Origin of the sequence: Streptomyces scopuliridis (assembly GCF_042790125.1) — a bacterium.
GTDB classification, from domain to species: Bacteria; Actinomycetota; Actinomycetes; order Streptomycetales; family Streptomycetaceae; genus Streptomyces; species Streptomyces scopuliridis_A.
In genome coordinates this window covers 80,501-95,477 of record NZ_JBHTZS010000006.1, presented here as the reverse complement: position 1 = coordinate 95,477, position 14,977 = coordinate 80,501, and the positions used below count along the sequence as shown (strand labels likewise).

The 14,977-nt window shown below is 70.0% G+C and carries 21 protein-coding genes and 1 tRNA gene; 6 read left to right on the top strand and 16 right to left on the bottom strand.

Going from position 1 to position 14,977, the window contains the following annotated elements:
• Positions 1-63 precede the first annotated feature (63 nt).
• Positions 64-2,556 carry a phosphoribosyltransferase gene (locus ACFRKB_RS11640; protein ID WP_383105664.1) on the top strand — a complete coding sequence of 831 codons (2,493 nt, stop codon included), beginning with the start codon at positions 64-66 and terminating at the stop codon, positions 2,554-2,556.
• The gene (locus tag ACFRKB_RS11635) at positions 2,553-3,395 is read left to right on the top strand and encodes an HAD family hydrolase (protein WP_383105317.1); all 843 of its coding nucleotides are present in this window, start codon (positions 2,553-2,555) and stop codon (positions 3,393-3,395) included. The genes ACFRKB_RS11640 and ACFRKB_RS11635 overlap by 4 nt, the downstream gene beginning before the upstream one ends.
• 36 nt (positions 3,396-3,431) lie before the next feature.
• Here the strand turns inward: ACFRKB_RS11635 and ACFRKB_RS11630 are convergent, their stop codons facing one another.
• The 4 genes from ACFRKB_RS11630 to ACFRKB_RS11615 form a co-directional block, all read right to left on the bottom strand.
• On the bottom strand, positions 3,432-3,656 hold the full coding sequence (locus ACFRKB_RS11630; RefSeq protein ID WP_383105316.1) for an FmdB family zinc ribbon protein: 225 nt from the start codon (positions 3,654-3,656) through the stop codon (positions 3,432-3,434).
• 21 nt (positions 3,657-3,677) lie between these two features.
• Entirely contained in the window at positions 3,678-4,238 is a 561-nt protein-coding gene (locus ACFRKB_RS11625; protein ID WP_383105314.1) for a DUF4383 domain-containing protein, read from the bottom strand.
• 68 nt (positions 4,239-4,306) lie between these two features.
• Positions 4,307-5,677: a hypothetical protein gene (locus ACFRKB_RS11620; RefSeq protein ID WP_383105312.1), complete on the bottom strand. Its 1,371-nt coding sequence runs from the start codon at positions 5,675-5,677 to the stop codon at positions 4,307-4,309.
• A 72-nt stretch (positions 5,678-5,749) separates the two neighbouring features.
• Positions 5,750-6,523, bottom strand: coding sequence for a DUF4097 family beta strand repeat-containing protein (locus ACFRKB_RS11615; protein WP_383105310.1), 774 nt, complete (start codon positions 6,521-6,523; stop codon positions 5,750-5,752).
• A 199-nt stretch (positions 6,524-6,722) separates the two neighbouring features.
• Between ACFRKB_RS11615 and ACFRKB_RS11610 the strand changes: the two genes are divergently transcribed.
• Positions 6,723-6,794 (top strand) — tRNA-Val (locus ACFRKB_RS11610).
• A gap of 591 nt (positions 6,795-7,385) precedes the next feature.
• Complete coding sequence (locus ACFRKB_RS11605; RefSeq protein ID WP_383105309.1) at positions 7,386-7,598, top strand: helix-turn-helix domain-containing protein; 213 nt, start codon at positions 7,386-7,388, stop codon at positions 7,596-7,598.
• Between the two features lie 18 nt (positions 7,599-7,616).
• Here the strand turns inward: ACFRKB_RS11605 and ACFRKB_RS11600 are convergent, their stop codons facing one another.
• The 7 genes from ACFRKB_RS11600 to ACFRKB_RS11575 form a co-directional block, all read right to left on the bottom strand.
• Positions 7,617-7,805 carry a hypothetical protein gene (locus tag ACFRKB_RS11600; RefSeq protein WP_383105307.1) on the bottom strand — a complete coding sequence of 63 codons (189 nt, stop codon included), beginning with the start codon at positions 7,803-7,805 and terminating at the stop codon, positions 7,617-7,619.
• A gap of 43 nt (positions 7,806-7,848) precedes the next feature.
• Entirely contained in the window at positions 7,849-8,346 is a 498-nt protein-coding gene (locus ACFRKB_RS11595; protein WP_383105305.1) for a glycine-rich domain-containing protein, read from the bottom strand.
• 224 nt (positions 8,347-8,570) lie between these two features.
• Complete coding sequence (locus ACFRKB_RS11590; RefSeq protein ID WP_383105304.1) at positions 8,571-8,702, bottom strand: hypothetical protein; 132 nt, start codon at positions 8,700-8,702, stop codon at positions 8,571-8,573.
• Positions 8,690-9,199, bottom strand: coding sequence for a DUF7848 domain-containing protein (locus ACFRKB_RS38940; protein WP_463291729.1), 510 nt, complete (start codon positions 9,197-9,199; stop codon positions 8,690-8,692). Before ACFRKB_RS38940 ends, ACFRKB_RS11590 begins: the two co-directional genes overlap by 13 nt.
• Before the next feature lie 90 nt (positions 9,200-9,289).
• Positions 9,290-9,460 (bottom strand): hypothetical protein, encoded by a 171-nt coding sequence (locus ACFRKB_RS11585; protein ID WP_383105302.1) that lies wholly within the window; start codon positions 9,458-9,460, stop codon positions 9,290-9,292.
• A complete protein-coding gene (locus ACFRKB_RS11580) occupies positions 9,457-9,618 on the bottom strand; it encodes a hypothetical protein (RefSeq protein WP_383105300.1) in 162 nt (53 codons plus the stop codon). The genes ACFRKB_RS11585 and ACFRKB_RS11580 overlap by 4 nt, the downstream gene beginning before the upstream one ends.
• Positions 9,615-10,097: a hypothetical protein gene (locus ACFRKB_RS11575; protein ID WP_383105298.1), complete on the bottom strand. Its 483-nt coding sequence runs from the start codon at positions 10,095-10,097 to the stop codon at positions 9,615-9,617. The genes ACFRKB_RS11580 and ACFRKB_RS11575 overlap by 4 nt, the downstream gene beginning before the upstream one ends.
• A 160-nt stretch (positions 10,098-10,257) precedes the next feature.
• On the opposite strand from ACFRKB_RS11575, the gene ACFRKB_RS11570 reads away from it, so the two are divergent.
• Both ACFRKB_RS11570 and ACFRKB_RS11565 read left to right on the top strand, forming a co-directional pair.
• On the top strand, positions 10,258-11,712 hold the full coding sequence (locus tag ACFRKB_RS11570) for a helix-turn-helix domain-containing protein (protein WP_383105296.1): 1,455 nt from the start codon (positions 10,258-10,260) through the stop codon (positions 11,710-11,712).
• A gap of 11 nt (positions 11,713-11,723) precedes the next feature.
• Positions 11,724-12,209 carry a hypothetical protein gene (locus ACFRKB_RS11565; protein ID WP_383105295.1) on the top strand — a complete coding sequence of 162 codons (486 nt, stop codon included), beginning with the start codon at positions 11,724-11,726 and terminating at the stop codon, positions 12,207-12,209.
• Positions 12,210-12,277: 68 nt separating this feature from the next.
• On the opposite strand, the gene ACFRKB_RS11560 is transcribed toward ACFRKB_RS11565, so the two are convergent.
• The 5 genes from ACFRKB_RS11560 to ACFRKB_RS11540 are packed head-to-tail and all read right to left on the bottom strand — an operon-like array spanning position 12,278 to position 14,977.
• Positions 12,278-12,868, bottom strand: coding sequence for a hypothetical protein (locus tag ACFRKB_RS11560; protein ID WP_383105293.1), 591 nt, complete (start codon positions 12,866-12,868; stop codon positions 12,278-12,280).
• Positions 12,869-12,907: 39 nt separating this feature from the next.
• Positions 12,908-13,111: a hypothetical protein gene (locus tag ACFRKB_RS11555; protein WP_383105292.1), complete on the bottom strand. Its 204-nt coding sequence runs from the start codon at positions 13,109-13,111 to the stop codon at positions 12,908-12,910.
• Positions 13,108-13,686 (bottom strand): hypothetical protein, encoded by a 579-nt coding sequence (locus ACFRKB_RS11550; protein ID WP_383105290.1) that lies wholly within the window; start codon positions 13,684-13,686, stop codon positions 13,108-13,110. The genes ACFRKB_RS11555 and ACFRKB_RS11550 overlap by 4 nt, the downstream gene beginning before the upstream one ends.
• Positions 13,686-14,417 (bottom strand): hypothetical protein, encoded by a 732-nt coding sequence (locus ACFRKB_RS11545; RefSeq protein WP_383105288.1) that lies wholly within the window; start codon positions 14,415-14,417, stop codon positions 13,686-13,688. The genes ACFRKB_RS11550 and ACFRKB_RS11545 overlap by 1 nt, the downstream gene beginning before the upstream one ends.
• Positions 14,414-14,977 (bottom strand): hypothetical protein, encoded by a 564-nt coding sequence (locus tag ACFRKB_RS11540; protein ID WP_383105286.1) that lies wholly within the window; start codon positions 14,975-14,977, stop codon positions 14,414-14,416. Before ACFRKB_RS11540 ends, ACFRKB_RS11545 begins: the two co-directional genes overlap by 4 nt.

Sequence of the window (14,977 nt, the reverse complement as noted above, 5' to 3'; positions counted from 1 at the left end):
ACCCTGGAACGGACCACTCGGACCGGGCAGGCCGGACCGTCGTCGAAGGAAGAGATCGTCACTATGGTGTGGTCGGGCACATGGGTCGCCGAGCGGCTCGGCGTCGAACTCGCCGGCGGCGAGGGACTGCGTGATCTGCTGGGCCTGGCGCTGCGCCGCAACCCCAAGCGGGCCCACCTCCTTGTCTCGAACGTGCTGGGCAAACATGTTCCGCAGCACCCCGGGGTCGTCTACGGAACGGGCGTCGAGCTGGGCGAGCGCGTACGCGGACTGCTGGGCGCGGACGTGGACCGCGCCGTCGTGCTCGGCTACGCGGAGACCGCGACCGGACTCGGCCACGCGGTCGCCGACGGGGTGCGTCACGCTCCGTATCTCCACTCCACGCGGCGCCCGGTCCCGGGGGTGGCCAGGGCGGGCGGCTTCGAGGAGTCGCACTCGCACGCCACCTCCCATCTGCTGCTCCCCGAGGACCCGGAGCTGCTCTCCTCCGGCGGTCCGCTGGTCCTCGTCGACGATGAGTTCTCCACCGGGAACACCATCCTCAACACGATCCGCACCCTGCATGAGCGCTACCCCCGTGACCGGTACGTCATCGTCGCCCTGGTCGATATGCGCTCGGCGGCCGACCAGGGCCGGCTGGCGGAGTTCGCCGAGGAGATCGGCGCCCGCGTCGACCTGGTCACCCTGGCCTCCGGTACGGTCCGGCTCCCGGACGGCGTCCTGGAGAGGGGCCGGGCGCTGGTGGCGGAGCACGAGACCGGGGCCCCCGTGCCGCACCCCGAGGACGGCGCCCCGGCCACCGGCTCGCCCGCGGCCCGCGCGACCGGCGTGGCTCGCGTGGCCCTGGAGTGGCCGGCCGGAGTCCCCGACGGGGGCCGTCATGGCTTCACCCCCGCCCACCGGGCCGCCCTGGAGGCCGCGCTGCCCGCCATGGCGGCCGAGACGGCCGCACACCTGGGCAGCGCCCGGCGCGTCCTCGTCCTCGGCTTCGAGGAGCTGATGTACGCCCCCCTGCGGCTCGCCGAAGCGCTGGAACGCTCCTGCGCCGCCGAGATCAGGTACTCCACCACCACGCGGTCGCCGGTGCTGGCCGTGAACGACCCCGGATACGCGATCCGCAGCCGCCTCGTCTTCCCGGCGCATGACACCGGTGCCTTCCCCGACGGCGACGGCACCGGGGACCGGTATGCCTACAACGTCGCCGGCGCCGGTTTCGACGCCGTCGTGGCGGTCGTCGACTCCATGGCGGACTCCTCCGAACTGCACGCCCCCGGCGGTCTGCTGGCCCAGCTCGCCGCGCACATACCCCGGGTGGTCCTGGCCGTGGTCCCCTCGTATCTCCCGTCCTCCGCGCGCCTCCCGGACCCCTCGCACGACCGCTCCTCGCACGACACCGAACGGCAGGAACCCTCCATGCTGCCCGAGCCCCTCCGCGGCCCCGCCTTCTCCTCCTACGCGCCCGACGAGGTGGGCTGGCTCCTCCAGGACCTGTCCGAAGTGGAGCTGGAGGCCCCGACGGAGGAGCGCGAGGAGGCCATACAGAGCGGTGGCGCCCACTACGCCGAGTCCCTTCCCGTCGAATACCAGCCGAGCGCCCAGTACCAGGAACTCTTCAAAGCCGCCCTGGAGACCTCGGCGGCCCGGATCGCCCGGGCCGTCGGCACCGTCACCGAGACGGTGCTCGCCGAGCGGTCCCCCCGCCCCGTCCTGGTCTCACTGGCCCGCGCCGGCACGCCGGTCGGTGTCCTGATGCGCCGCTGGGCCCAGCACCGGCACGGCCTGGACCTGCCGCACTACGCCGTCTCGATCGTGCGCGGCCGGGGTATCGACGCCAACGCCCTGCGCTGGCTCGCCGCCCACCACGACCCCGCCGATGTCGTCTTCGTCGACGGCTGGACCGGCAAGGGCGCGATCACCCGCGAACTCGCCCAGGCCCTCGAAGCGTTCGGCGGATTCAACCCCGAGATCGCGGTCCTCGCCGATCCGGGCGGCTGTGTGCGGACCTATGGCACCCGAGAGGACTTCCTCATCCCCTCCGCCTGTCTCAACTCGACTGTCTCCGGCCTGATCTCCCGTACCGTCCTGCGGTCCGATCTGGTCGGCCCCAACGATTTCCACGGCGCGAAGCACTATCGCGAACTCGCCGGAGCCGATGTCTCCGGCCACTTCCTGGACACCGTGGCGGCCCGTTTCGACGAGGTCACCCACGCCGTGGACGCCGAGGTCAAGGAACTGCTCTCGGCGGACCGCGCACCCACCTGGGAGGGCTGGGCGGCCGTCGAACGGATCAGCGCGGAGCACGGCATCCACGATGTGAACCTCGTCAAGCCCGGTGTCGGCGAGACCACCCGCGTCCTGCTGCGCCGCGTCCCCTGGAAGATCCTCGCCCAGCGCGGCGCGGGCGCCGATCTCGATCATGTCCGGCTGCTGGCCGAGCAGCGTGGCGTGCCCGTCGAGGAGGTCGACGACCTCCCGTACACCTGCGTCGGGCTGATCCACCCGCGGTACACCCGGGGCGCCACCGGCGCGGACGGCAAGGCGGTCGTCGCGCCGTGACCCTCTCCCACACCCCCGCGAGCCCGCCGGTCCTGGTCGCCAGCGATCTGGACCGCACCCTGATCTATTCGGCCGCCGCGCTCCAGCTCCCGATGCCGGACGCCGAGGCCCCCCGGCTGCTCTGCGTCGAGGTGTACGAGAGCAGACCACTGTCGTATCTGACCGAGACGGCCGCCGGACTGCTCGACGGACTCGCCCGCGCCACCGTCTTCGTCCCGACGACGACCCGCACCCGCGAGCAGTACGGCCGTATCCATCTGCCGGGCCCCGCGCCGCGGTTCGCGATCTGTGCCAACGGCGGCCACCTCCTCGTGGACGGGGTGTCCGACCCGGTCTGGCGGGCCCTGGTGGCCGACCGGCTGGCCGATGAGTGCGCCCCGCTCGCCGAGGTCCGCGCCCATCTGCTCGCGGCCGCCGACCCCGCGTGGCTCCTCAAGGAGCGGATCGCCGAAGACCTGTTCGCCTATCTCGTGGTCGACCGCGCCCTGCTGCCCGCCGGCTGGGTGAAGGAACTCGCCGCATGGGCGGACGGCCGGGGCTGGACCGTCTCCCTCCAGGGCCGCAAGATCTACGCCGTACCGCGACCGCTCACCAAGAGCGCCGCGATGCGTGAAGTGGCCCGCAGGACCGGCGCCGAACTCACCCTCGCCGCGGGCGACTCGCTGCTCGACGCCGATCTGCTGCTGGCCGCGGACCGCGCCTGGCGCCCCGGCCACGGCGAACTCGCGGACAGCGGCTGGAACGCCCCGCATGTCGACGTACTCCCGCAGACGGGCGTCGCGGCCGGGGAGGAGATCCTCCGGCGCCTCACCCGCGCCGCCGCCCCGGACCCGGCCTGACCGGGCGCGCGCCCACGGAGCCCGGAATCGGGCGGATCAGCCGCAGCAGCCACCACCGCAGCAGCCTCCGCCGCCACCAGCCGCCGGGGCGGGGGCCGCGGCGCCGCCCCTCGCGGTGCCGCCGACCGCCACGGTGGAGAGCAGCTTCACGGTGTCGTCGTGCCCCTCGGGGCAGGAGGCGGGGGCCGCGGACTCCGCCATCGGCCGGCTCAGCTCGAAGGTGTCACCACAGGGGCGGCAGCGGTACTCGTAGCGAGGCATGTGCTCAGGTTAGGGCCTGTCCTACCCGACGCCCACCTGGCCCTGACGGCCCCGGGCCCTGAGGCGCTGCTCGCGCTCCGCCTGTTCCGGATGGCGGGCGCGCCAGTACGGATTGTCGTGCGGCAATCCGCCGCTGACTCTCCCGTACATCCCGAAGAACATGAGCAGCAGACCGACCACGAAGCTGAAGAGCACATTCTGGAGTTGGAAGGCCAGGAAGTTGTAACTCGTGTCCAGCAGGGCGAGGTTGACGAATCCGCTGGCGATGAAGAGGACACCGAGGACCATGTTCAGGGTCGACGCGGTGTTCCCGCCGATCACCATGCCGGTCAGGAGGATCAGCCCGACGCAGATGGACAGCACGCTCAGCGCGCCATTGGTGTTCAGGCCCGCGACCGTGGCGCCGCCGGTATCGAAGAAACCGATCTTGTCGAGCAGTCCGAGGATGCCGAAGACGATCAGAATGAGCCCCATCAGCCCGGCCCCGACGCGATAGACCTGGTTGAGCCGGTGATCGACGGGGAGCTGTGAGTCGAGCGTGACATGCCGCCGGGCCGGCCGGCGGGGCACTCGCGTAGCCATGGGGCGGCCTCCTCTGGGCGGTGGCGGCTCTTCACTCCAGCATCCGCCCACCACGACCCGCGGACAACTCAGCCGCCGTGCCCGGCGCCCCGCTCCTCGCGGATGTCCGAGACCACCCGGGCCACGGTGTGCCGTACCGCCTCGGTCTCGGTCAGGAAGTGCCAGTAATCGGGATGGCGGCCCTCCAGCGCGGCCACCGCGCGGTCCAGCCGGGCCACGGACTGGTCCAGCGGGCGCGCGTGACGGGGCTCGGGGGTGTTCCGTCCGGTCATGGCCAGCCGCTGGGCGTCCCGGATCGCGAACCGGGTGCGGTCGATCTCCTGCTGCGGGTCCTTCGACACGGCGTTCAGCCGCCGCAGCCGGTCACCCGCGGCCGAGACCGCCTCGTCCGTACCGTTCAGCAGCGCCCGCGCGGTGCTGAGCAGCGAGGTCGCGTCGGCCCACCGCTGCTCCTCACGTGCCTTGCCGGCTTCCTTGAGCTTCTCCTCGGCCTGGTGAACGCTGGTCGCCGCATGGTCGGGGACCTGCTGGAGGTCCTGCCAGCACGCCGCCGTGAACCGGCGGCGCAGCTCGCTGAGCACCGGCTCGACCGTCCCCGCCCGGGTCGTGAGGGCCTGCGCGCGGGTACGGAGCGACACCAGCCGCCGGTCGATCTCCTGGGCCCGCTCGGGCAGCCGCGCCGCCTCCGCCCGTACGGCCTCGGCATCGCGCAGGACCCGGTCGGCGCGCTGGAGCGTCTCCGCCACGCCATGCTGTCCCGCGCCCTGGTTGAGCTTCGTCAGATCGGGCCCGAGCGCGGCGAGCCGGGCGGCGAGATCGTCCGCCCGCAGCCCCGAGGCGCGCACCGCGTCGAGGGCGTTGCTCGCGGCGAGCAGCGCCTGCCGCGCCCGCTCGACGGCCGGGGCGAGCCGCGCCAACTGGGTCTCGGCCTTGTCGAGCAGCGGCCCGAGCCCCTGCTCGAACCGGTCGAGGTCGCCCTTCACCCGGATCAGCTCGTCCTTGGCCTTCGTCAGCTCGTTGCGGGCCTTGGACGCGGCGGACGGCTCCAGATCGTCGCGGTCGAGATCGTGCGCGTCGACGGCCTCGATATAGCCGTGGCTCACCTCGTCGATCCGCTGCCCCAGCGCCGCGAAACCCTCCACGGCCCTGCGGGCTCCCGGCGAGCTGTCCACCGCCGTGATCGTCTCTATCGAGATCCGCAGATCGCGCTGGGCCGTGTCCAGCTCGTAGAAAGCGGCCGCCGCGGCGTCCTTCGCCGCCTGCGCGTCCGCGCGCTGGCTCTCGCCCCGGCCGCCGAACCACCGCCGCGTACCCCCGCCGGCGAAGGCGGCCGGCAGCGCCGCCACCACCAGGGGCACCGGCAACAGCATCAGCGTGAGGACATCACGGACGGCACTCGCTTTCGCTCCTGCGTGCGGCTGCGCGTGTGTCGCCGTCACATGCCTCTCCCGTGCCGAGTTCGCCCTGCCTGGTTCATTGTCCCACCAGGTAGAGACGAACACACGGGCCGGTTAGTTCGCGCTTTTGACGCTGATCTTCCCGTTGCTGGTGCGGGCCTTCACGACATGGGCGCTGTTCTTGTCGGTCGGTACGCCGACGTCGACCGAGCCGTTGTCGGTCGATGTGGTCACCGCGTAGGAGGTGTCCGAGCCGGGCAGATCGATATCGATCCGCCCGTTGTCCGTGGTGGTGTCCACGCTGTCCGGCACGGCGGTGAGCCCGAGCCGGATGGCTCCGTTGCCGGACTTCGCGGCCACGGTCCTGGCGGAGACGTCCTCCGTGGTGATCCGTCCGTTGTCGCTCTCCAGGTCGAGCGGCCCGCTGGAGTCCCGTACCGTCAGCGCGCCGTTGTCCGAGGTCAGTTTCAGCGCGGTGGTGAACCCGGTGGCGGTGACCCGCCCGTTGTCGCCCTTCAGCGTCACCGCCACCCCGCGCGGCACCTTCACCTTGTGCAGCGACTCGCAGTTGCTCGCGACCGCCGTGCACCTCACTTTGAGCGTCAGGGTGTTGTCCGTCATCTTCCAGCTGGCGTCGGGACCGCTCCCCAGGAACACCCAGCCGTCGACCTGCCGGGTCACCTCGACGTCCTTCACATCGGCGGGGACGAGTTCGACCGCCGCGTTCCCGGTGTCGACCGTCAGCGTCTCCCCTGTGAAGGGGAACGTCTTGCTCTCGACGGGTGCGTCGGAGACGTCCGCGCCGCCGCACCCGCTGACGGCGAGCGCGATGAGCACGGCTCCGCCGGCGGCGAGAAGCGTACGAGAGCGGTGAAGGCGTGCGGCCACGGTGATCGTCCCCCAGAGAATCCTGCGCGGTGTCCTGGCTGTCCCACCACCGTACGAACGGAGACCGCCGGAGCCGATCCGGCCGCCCACCGTCTCCGTGGTGGGGATACCCCCCGTACGACGCCCGCTCCGGTACCCGCGTCCCGGATACGGTGTGCGGCTCCGCCCGGCGGGCCATGTACGCTGTTGCCTCATCCACGGGTGCGTAGCTCAGGGGTAGAGCGCTGCTCTTACAAAGCAGATGTCGGCGGTTCGAAACCGTCCGCGCCCACCGAGGAGAAGTAGCAGGTGAAAGCCTGTTTTCGGCCCCCCAGCTGGCGACGGCTGGGGGGCCTCTCTGTGATCAGAGTCCGCATCGAGTCCACATCCCCAGAGGTTGAACACTCAAGTCACTCGTATGAAGGACTGGACCAGCGGCGTGAGATCCGTAAAGTGCTGTCTACGGGAGGGGCAGGCGTGGCTCCCCACATGCGCCTGAGACGCGTCTCCCGGTTACCTGTGGCGGCCTTCGGGGAGGTTGGCCCCGCAGGCGAGGCCCCCGCCGTACATATCGGCGGGGGCCTTCTGGCGTCCAAAGTAGACCGCCCCGCACCTGGATGGGGTACGGGGCGGGACGCCTTGACCGAGTCATGGCGTCTGACGGCCGGATCTGGCGGAGACGCGTACGCTCGTCCGGCCGCTGGGGTGCCGCTTCCGCTGGTGCTGGGCGGAGCGGCTGCTCGGGTTTCGTTCGCCGATGTGCTCAATAAGGCTCACGTAGATCACAAAAAGCACTGTTGACAGTGCATACATTGGATCATGAAATGGTCACGGTTGACGGGTGCCGCCCTCGCCTCAGCCCGCCAGCCGTATCGCACGGCGCGTGGCTATCGGCGAGCAGATCCGCGCGGCGCGTATTCACGCCAATCTCAGCCAGCAGACCGCAGCTCAACGGGTCGGGATGACGCTCGACAACTACGGGCGCATTGAACGAGGCCAGGCGTCCCCCACCCTCGATACGTTGCTCGGCATCGCCGACGCAATCGGCGTGCCCCTCGCGCACCTCGTCAGAGAACCGCCCCGGCCGGCGCCGTAACACCCGCCGGGGCGGTAATCAGCGGCTCGTCTCGTACGGAGTCAGCGTCGCCGGGTCGACCACGATGACGAACGCGTCACCGTACGGTCGCTTCGACCATCCCCTGCGCCGCTTCGGTTCCCCCGCCGCGGACTTCGCGGTCCGGTAGCGGGCCACCACCTCGGCATATCGCGGGTCGGTCCACTCGCCCATGGGCTTGTTCTCCATTCTCTGACGGTAGAGCCGACGCGATGCCGGAGGCCATCAGACGTCAGTTCGGGCCGGTGTTGGAGCAGTCGCCGTTGCATGTGCCCTCGGGCGGCGGCGGGGAGTGCTCGCAACTCGCGGCCACAGGAATGCTCGTGTCGGCCGGGCCGGCCCACAGCCTGCTGTCGGGGGTGTACCCGGCGGCGCGGATGGCGTCCTGGGTGCGTGCGAGGGCGTGCGGGTCGTGGCGCCCGGTGTCGGGTGCCTCGGGTACGTGGTGCACGAACAGGCCGAGCCGGGCCGCCACCTTCGCCTTGATGCGTGTGTGGAGGATCAGGGCGTGCCAGCCCTCATCGACGACGCGGGAAGGCTTGAGGCGAGCCGTGGGGTGCGCGGCGCAGGCGGCCTCGAACTTCAGGGCCTCCAGCGTGATGGCCTCTGCGATGTCGGCAGTCATGCCGCGGTTGTTGAGCTGCACTGTGGCCATGACCGCAGAAAGTTCCTCGGCGGTGAGCAGGTCGCGTGCGTCCCGTATGGCGGGTGCCTCGGTGGTGATACTCATGTGTGGTGCCTCCTGTTCTCGGATGGGTGGTGAACCCACCGCCGGCCGGAGACCTGGCAGGGATACGTCCGGCCGGGCGGCGGGGGTTCGAGTGCGACCCTGACCCGATGGTCGCCATGGGTGGTGCGTTCTATCGGGACAGGACCGACGGCCGTGACACGCGCCGGCCCTGTCCCATCTGTGCTCCCGCGGGGGAACGGTGGAGCACGGAGTCTGTGATGTAGCTACGCCCGGATCAGCCGCATGACCACGGCCGCGACGAGTGCGATGAGCGCGGCCATCAGCAGCCACACGCCCGCGCAGCACCTGATGATCGTCGTATACGCCGTCTTGTCCGGCTGCTTCATCGTCGCCACGACGGAGGCCGCTGATCGTCGGGGTGCTCGGTGACGTAGGCGTCTACAACTTGCTGCGGAAGTGCTCCGCCGTCGGACAGGAAGTGGCCGCGCGTGTGGGCCCACTTCCGGACCCGCCGTGCCCATGCCGCCGCGGCCTGACGCGGGGTGCGCGGCGGCTCCGGAGGCTCCGCGGGGATCGTGTCTGCCCTCGTGTCCGGATCCGTCGGGAACGCCCGCCACATCGTGGTGGTCGTGGCCCGGTAGTCCCGGTGCGACGGGTTCTGTCCGGTATGGAGCAGCGCCCATACCTCCGGACCAATCCGTGACCCTTCGTCGGCCGGTGATCGCTCACCGCACGTCGCGCACTCAGACTGATATGAGGGGGGCACCGGGGCGCCGTGGGACGCGTCCTGGCGGAGCGTCCAGAGAACCGACCGGATGATCGTCCTAGGTGCCACGGGGCGCCCCTCCCCGGTGGAGGGGGCAGCCGCACTTCGGGAACCGCGATGTCTCATCAGGCTTCTCCGCCGGTTTCACCGTGTGGAGAGGCTTGACGGTGGTCCGCTTCCCGGTGGAGCTGCTGGTTCGGTAGACCCGGATCCACATCATTGCGTCGTCCGCTGCTGGTGGCAGTGGCAGGCGCAGTGCAGGGTTTCGATGGGCGGCTGTGTGGCTGTCTGCCAGTCGAGCCGTGTCTCCCCGGGGCCGGGGCATTCGGCGTGCTCGTCGAGCGTGCAGGCGGGCGTGGTGTACGCGCCGGCCTTGGTCGTCGTCACTGTGTCTCACCCGCTTCGCGTGGCCACGATGTGTGGCTGTGGCAGTGGTAGTGATCGCCGTCGTGGCCGTCGTGCTCGGTGCAGCGCAGGACATCGCCCGGTCGCTCGATCCAGCAAACCGAGGGGATGTGGGTACGGGGCGTCTCGGCATCGATCACGGGGCGACACCTTCGAGGCGGGCCCGGCCGACCCGGAGCAACTCCGCAACCGCGGCGGGGTCGCACAGCTTCCCGGCCTGCTCCACGGGGACTGCCCAGTACGGGGTGACGGGAGTCGGCTCCGTACGGTCCGGCCGCGGGATGCCGAGCCAGCCGCCCCGGCCGCGGACCAGAGCTTCTGCGGCCCGCCACGTCTCGCAAGTTCCCGACGGTACGAGCGCGTAGTACCAGACGCCCGGGAAGCAGATCACCGGACCGTCGAGGACCTCGGCCAGGACACTGGCCACGACGTCCGGGGCGCTGCTCTCGGCCGCCGCGTGAACCAGCGCGAGCGGCATCCGTACCGCGTCGTAGGGCTTGCCGATACGCAGCATCGCCGGTCGGCCGTCATGCCACGCCTCGTGGGCGGCGGCGGGAGCCGGGCTGGAGGACGTCAGCCACCGAGCGATTGCGCTCTCTGTCTGTGCTTTGGCGTACACGGCCGCCCCTGTCATCGTGTCGGTTTCGATCCACCAATAGCCTCTGGCGATCTCCTCAAGACCGGGATGACCAGCGGGGGTTACCGAGGCGGTAATACACTCGTTGCAGCTCCAGGAAGGCGCGCTCGCGTGCGTAGGATCGCCCCGGAAGTTGGCCCACATGGATGCCACCACCCCCGGCCCGCTCGCTCCCGAAGTCCTCGACAGAGAAGACCTTCGGGCAGCGCTGATTGAGCACGACTTCGCCGCAGTCTTCGCCCTGGTCAAAAAGTGGGGCGGCCTCTCTCAGAACCGGATCGCGTCGGCTTGCCAGCTCACCCCCGGCAAGGTGTCGACGATCATCAGCGGTTCGCAGCGGGTCACCAGCTTCGAGGTGGTGTGCCGGATCGCCGACGGGCTCCGCATCCCCGGAGTCTTGCTTGGCCTCGCGTCCCGCCCATGGGAGAGCCAACAGACACAGCAGCAGCGCCCGCCAGAGTCGCCGGGCGGCCAATCCGACACGACCGATGTTCCGTGGCGGCCCGACGCCACCGTCGGCCTGGCCGCAGACCTGACGAGGAGTGATCTCGTGATGGACCGCCGCGCGATGACGCGCGCCCTGGCCGGAGCGGCGGTGACCGGCGCAGCCCTACTCGACTCCCTTGAAGGATGGCTCCAACCAGCTGCCGCGGGGGCAGCGCCGCCCCGCCGCGGCCGTCTGGGAATGCGCGAGATACATGAGCTGGAGACCACTGCGAAGGCGTTCCGCCAGTGGGACCACCAGTACGGCGGCGGCCTCCGGCGTAAGGCCGTGCTTGGCCAGCTCAGCGAGATCGCCAGTGCCCTCGATGAACACCAGGCCCCGACGGTCGAAACCCGTCTGTACCGCATCATGGCGCAGCTCGCCGGGACTGCCGCAACGATGGCCTGGGACTCTGGACTCCACCGGAGAGCGCAGGAGTACTACCGGCTCGCCCTGCGGTCGGCGCACGCGGGCGCAGACAAGGTGTTCGGTGCCAACGTCCTGGCCGGGATGGCCAGACAGATGCTCTACCGCGACCGCCCCGACGACGCGCTCCAGCTCATCCAGCTTGCGCAAGAGGGAGCTCGCGACGTAATCGGGCCACGGGTTCGGGCGATGCTCCACACCCGCGAAGCGTGGGCGTACGCGGCTCAAGGGCGCACGGCCGGCTTTGAGCGCGCGACCGCACGAGCCGCCGAAGCACTCGCCGCGGCAGGCCCCGGCGAGGAAGAGCCTTACTGGATTGCCTACTTCGACGACGCCGAACTGGCTGGCGTCACCGGCGGGCGGCTGCTCGATCTCGCCCGGCAGAACCCTCGCCAGCATGCCGACCGAGCCGCCACGGAGATCCGCAGCGCGCTCTCCTCGCGCGGGCCCGAGGCCGGCCGCTCGCACGCGCTCGACAGGATCGGCCTCGCCGAGTGTTATTTCCTGGTGGGTGACATTACGGGCGCGGTGGAGGAGACACACCGAGCCGTTGCGGCAGCCCGACTTACCCAGTCTGGGAGGGTCCGCGGGCAACTCGGCCAGCTCTACCCGTACACGGTGGGCCACAGCGCCTCGCGTACGGTCCGCGAGGCGCGAGATAGTATCCGCGATCTTCTATCGAGCTGAGGGGTGGACGCATGACGACACTGGCTGTGACCGGGCACATGGATCTTGCCGAGGAGAGCATTCCGCTCGTTCGGGCCGCTCTACGCACGGTTCTGGAGCCGTACCGTGATGACCTTGTCGGGGTGTCGTGCATTGCCGCTGGATCGGACAGTCTCTTCGCGGAAGAGGTGACGGCGCTCGGCGGGCGCCTCGTCGTGCTGATTCCCTCCGTGGACTATCGGGAGAAGAAGGTGAAGGGAGATCACGCCCCGATCTTCGATCACCTGGTGGAGGCCGCTGTAGAGGTGGTGACGCTGCCGAACGAAACGGCGAACAGGGCAGCGTACGAGGAGGCGAACGCGCTCCTTCTGGAGCGCGGCGATCGGCTGGTCGCGGTGTGGGACGGAACGCCTCCCTCCGGGAAGGGCGGTGGCACGGCCGACACGGTACTGCTGGCTCGTGAAGCGGGGCTGCCGGTGGATGTTGTATGGCCGGATGGGGCTGCACGGCGGGCCTAAGACGAGTAGACCCCTGCGAGACGACGCAGCCCCCGCCCCGGCCCGAAGCCAGGACAGGGGCCAGTCGCTTACCCCTGCGTCATCCGAATGAGCGTCAGGTTCCGGTTGTTGACCGTGATCGACGGGATCGTCGCCGTATGCGTCGGCGTCCACGCCAAGTTGAAGAAATCCGTCGTGCCGTTACACAAGGCACCCCCGGACGTCACCAGCTGGGCCGTCCCATCCGCGGCCAAGGTGTTGCCGTTGATACCGCTCCTGCTCACGATGGTGGAGTCGTTGAGCAGGAGCACGATCGACGTATTGATCGGGGCCACCCCACCCGCCGGCTTCGGGAACGACGCGGCACCGAACGCCATCCAGAAGCCGGGCCGCTGCGGGATCACCCGGTAGAAGCCGCCCTGCACGGTCACCTTGACGGCGTTCTGCTGGCCGCCGCCGTTCCCTGCGATTGCGGCACCGCCGACGTTGAAGTCGAAGTACTCGAACGGCAGACCGCGCAGCGACCCGGAGACGACGTTGTTGTACTTCGCCACGGTCTGCCCGACGGCTTTCACCGACGGCCGCGCGGAGATCCCGTTGTAGACCGCCTGCACATCCGTATCGACAGCCGACGCCAGATCCTGCATCGCCTGCGGCACATCCGCCGGATCAGTCGGCACCGGATACGGATAGCCCCGGGGAGTTGTAGCCGGCATAGGTCAGCCTCCGGTTCCAGGGCCGGTCTCCTCACCGTTGTCCGGCGGCGTAGGCGGCTCGGGCGCGGGCGGCGGGGGGTTCTGCGGGTCGTCGCCGGGGGTGCCGACGCCGGTGGTGGGGTCCGGCTCCGGCGGGGTCTCCGGCTCGGGCCCCGGCCCCGGTTCTTCGGGGCCGGGCGTCCAGGCGTCTTCGGGGATGGTCGTCACGGGAGTCCTCCAATGATCGAAATGCGGGTCGCGGTCAAATTGCGGGCGCCGACCGATTTGGCCGTGGTGTGGTCGTGGAAGAAGCTGACGCCGAGCGTCTCGCCGGCAGTGGCGACGTAGTAGATGGCGTACAGGTCAGGGCGCGTGGGCGCGGTCTGAGACATGCGCAGGGACTGTGCGACCGGTGTCGGCCCGAACGTGCCGCTCGTGACCATCTGCGTGTACGTGCCGACCTCAGTAGCCGTGCCGCTCACCGCGACCTCAAGGCGGGTCGAGAGCAGGTAGATCCCGGTCACTGTGAACGTGATCACGGTCGGGCTGCCGGAGTTCCACATGCCCGCGTTGTCGTACGAGGCCGCAGACCATGTCAGCGGCGTCACTGTGGAGCCGTTCACGCTCTGCGCGGTCGAGCTGCCCACGCGCACGGTCGGTTCGTCCAGAGCAGCCAGCCGCGCCGCGTCCAGCACGGCGACGTCGTTGTTGACCGCGGTCGCCAGGGCCTGAAGGTCTGCGGGCGGGTTCTGTGGGTCGGTGTACAGCGGGTACGGGTACCCGCGGGACGTGGTCTGTGGCATCAGGTTCTCCTCGCGACGGCCAGGTCCCAGTTCAGGGACGCGTCCGCGCTGGTCGTGGAGCGGAGCGCGATCCGCATGTAGCCGGTCACCGGCGCCGTCACCGAGCCGGACAGAGTCGAGAACGGCGGCGCGGCCGGCACGTCCACCGCGCTGGCGATGATCGTGTCTGCGGACGAGGTGGTCGGGTATAGGTCCGTTGGTGTGGCGAACCACAGCGCGAGCAGATCCCCGTCCGCGGTCTCCGGGGCGTCGGCGACGTAGCTGCCCCACACGTACACGGACACCGCGAAGGCGTCGCCCGTCGTGACGGGGATGGGATCGGAGTACAGCAGCGCGGTGGCCGCGGCTCCGTCGGTGGCGGCGTTGACGTAGAAGGCGCCGTCGGGCGCGCTGTCGACGGGGCCGACGAGGGTGATGGATGAGGTTCCGGACACGTCGTACGCCGTCCAGGCGACGATCTCGGAGGGGTTGTCCTCGAACGACGGGTTCAGGACCTCGTTCGAGCCGACGCCGGCCAGCGCGCCGAGGACACACCAGGACGCGTCCTGCCGGAGCAGCAGCACCAGGTCGCCCTCCTTCGCCTCGTAGCCGATCAGATAGCTCGCGGTGATGGTGGTGCCGCCGACGTTGACGCGGAGCGTGTTGTCGGAGACGCCGGTGATGCTGCCGGTGCGTACTTGCGCGTATGGGCCGTTCTGTGCGGCCACGAGCATGGGTGTCTGGTTGGTCATCCGGCCACGATCCTGACGAGCTCCATGCGGGAGCCGAACGTGATCGACGTGCCGGGGGCGGCGTGGCGGATCTGGTTGGTGAGGAAGTCACCCTGGTCCAGGTGCAGGGAGTAGAAGAACTGCTGCGCCTGCGCCGCGATGCCCGTCGTGTTGCGCGAGTAGCCCTGCCAGTTTCCGCGCGGTGCCCCGTTCAGGGTGAGGCGAGAGCGGAGATGGAGCTGGAGGGTGGACGTGGCGAAGACATAGCCCATGACCAGGTACCAGCCGCTCCGCTGGATCGTGAAGCCGCCGCGCGCCGGGTCCCACAGGCCGACCCGGTTGTTCCAGGAGAAGCCGCCATAGACGACGTTGAAGTCGGACTCGGTAGTCGTGATGCCGTTGGCGAAGATCTTGGCGCAGTCCGGGTACGCCATCTCGTCGGAGATCCGGTCCCGGAGCGTCTGCACGTCCGCGTTGATGGCATCCGCCAGCCCCTTCACCTGGATGATGTCCGAGGCATCCTTCTGCACCGGCGGCTCGCACTCCGGGTACGGGTAGCCGCGCGCGGTCGTCTGCTTCAT

What these genes read in the sequence shown, in the direction of transcription:
- ACFRKB_RS11630 (WP_383105316.1), bottom strand. Translation starts at nt 3,656, where the DNA reads ATGCCTCGCTACGAGTACCGCTGCCGCCCCTGTGGTGACACCTTCGAG.
- ACFRKB_RS11640 (WP_383105664.1), top strand. Translation starts at nt 64, where the DNA reads ATGGTGTGGTCGGGCACATGGGTCGCCGAGCGGCTCGGCGTCGAACTC.
- ACFRKB_RS11550 (WP_383105290.1), bottom strand. Translation starts at nt 13,686, where the DNA reads ATGCCACAGACCACGTCCCGCGGGTACCCGTACCCGCTGTACACCGAC.
- ACFRKB_RS11565 (WP_383105295.1), top strand. Translation starts at nt 11,724, where the DNA reads ATGACGACACTGGCTGTGACCGGGCACATGGATCTTGCCGAGGAGAGC.
- ACFRKB_RS11600 (WP_383105307.1), bottom strand. Translation starts at nt 7,805, where the DNA reads ATGGAGAACAAGCCCATGGGCGAGTGGACCGACCCGCGATATGCCGAG.
- ACFRKB_RS11545 (WP_383105288.1), bottom strand. Translation starts at nt 14,417, where the DNA reads ATGACCAACCAGACACCCATGCTCGTGGCCGCACAGAACGGCCCATAC.
- ACFRKB_RS38940 (WP_463291729.1), bottom strand. Translation starts at nt 9,199, where the DNA reads ATGAGACATCGCGGTTCCCGAAGTGCGGCTGCCCCCTCCACCGGGGAG.
- ACFRKB_RS11625 (WP_383105314.1), bottom strand. Translation starts at nt 4,238, where the DNA reads ATGGCTACGCGAGTGCCCCGCCGGCCGGCCCGGCGGCATGTCACGCTC.
- ACFRKB_RS11540 (WP_383105286.1), bottom strand. Translation starts at nt 14,977, where the DNA reads ATGAAGCAGACGACCGCGCGCGGCTACCCGTACCCGGAGTGCGAGCCG.
- ACFRKB_RS11595 (WP_383105305.1), bottom strand. Translation starts at nt 8,346, where the DNA reads ATGAGTATCACCACCGAGGCACCCGCCATACGGGACGCACGCGACCTG.
- ACFRKB_RS11570 (WP_383105296.1), top strand. Translation starts at nt 10,258, where the DNA reads ATGGATGCCACCACCCCCGGCCCGCTCGCTCCCGAAGTCCTCGACAGA.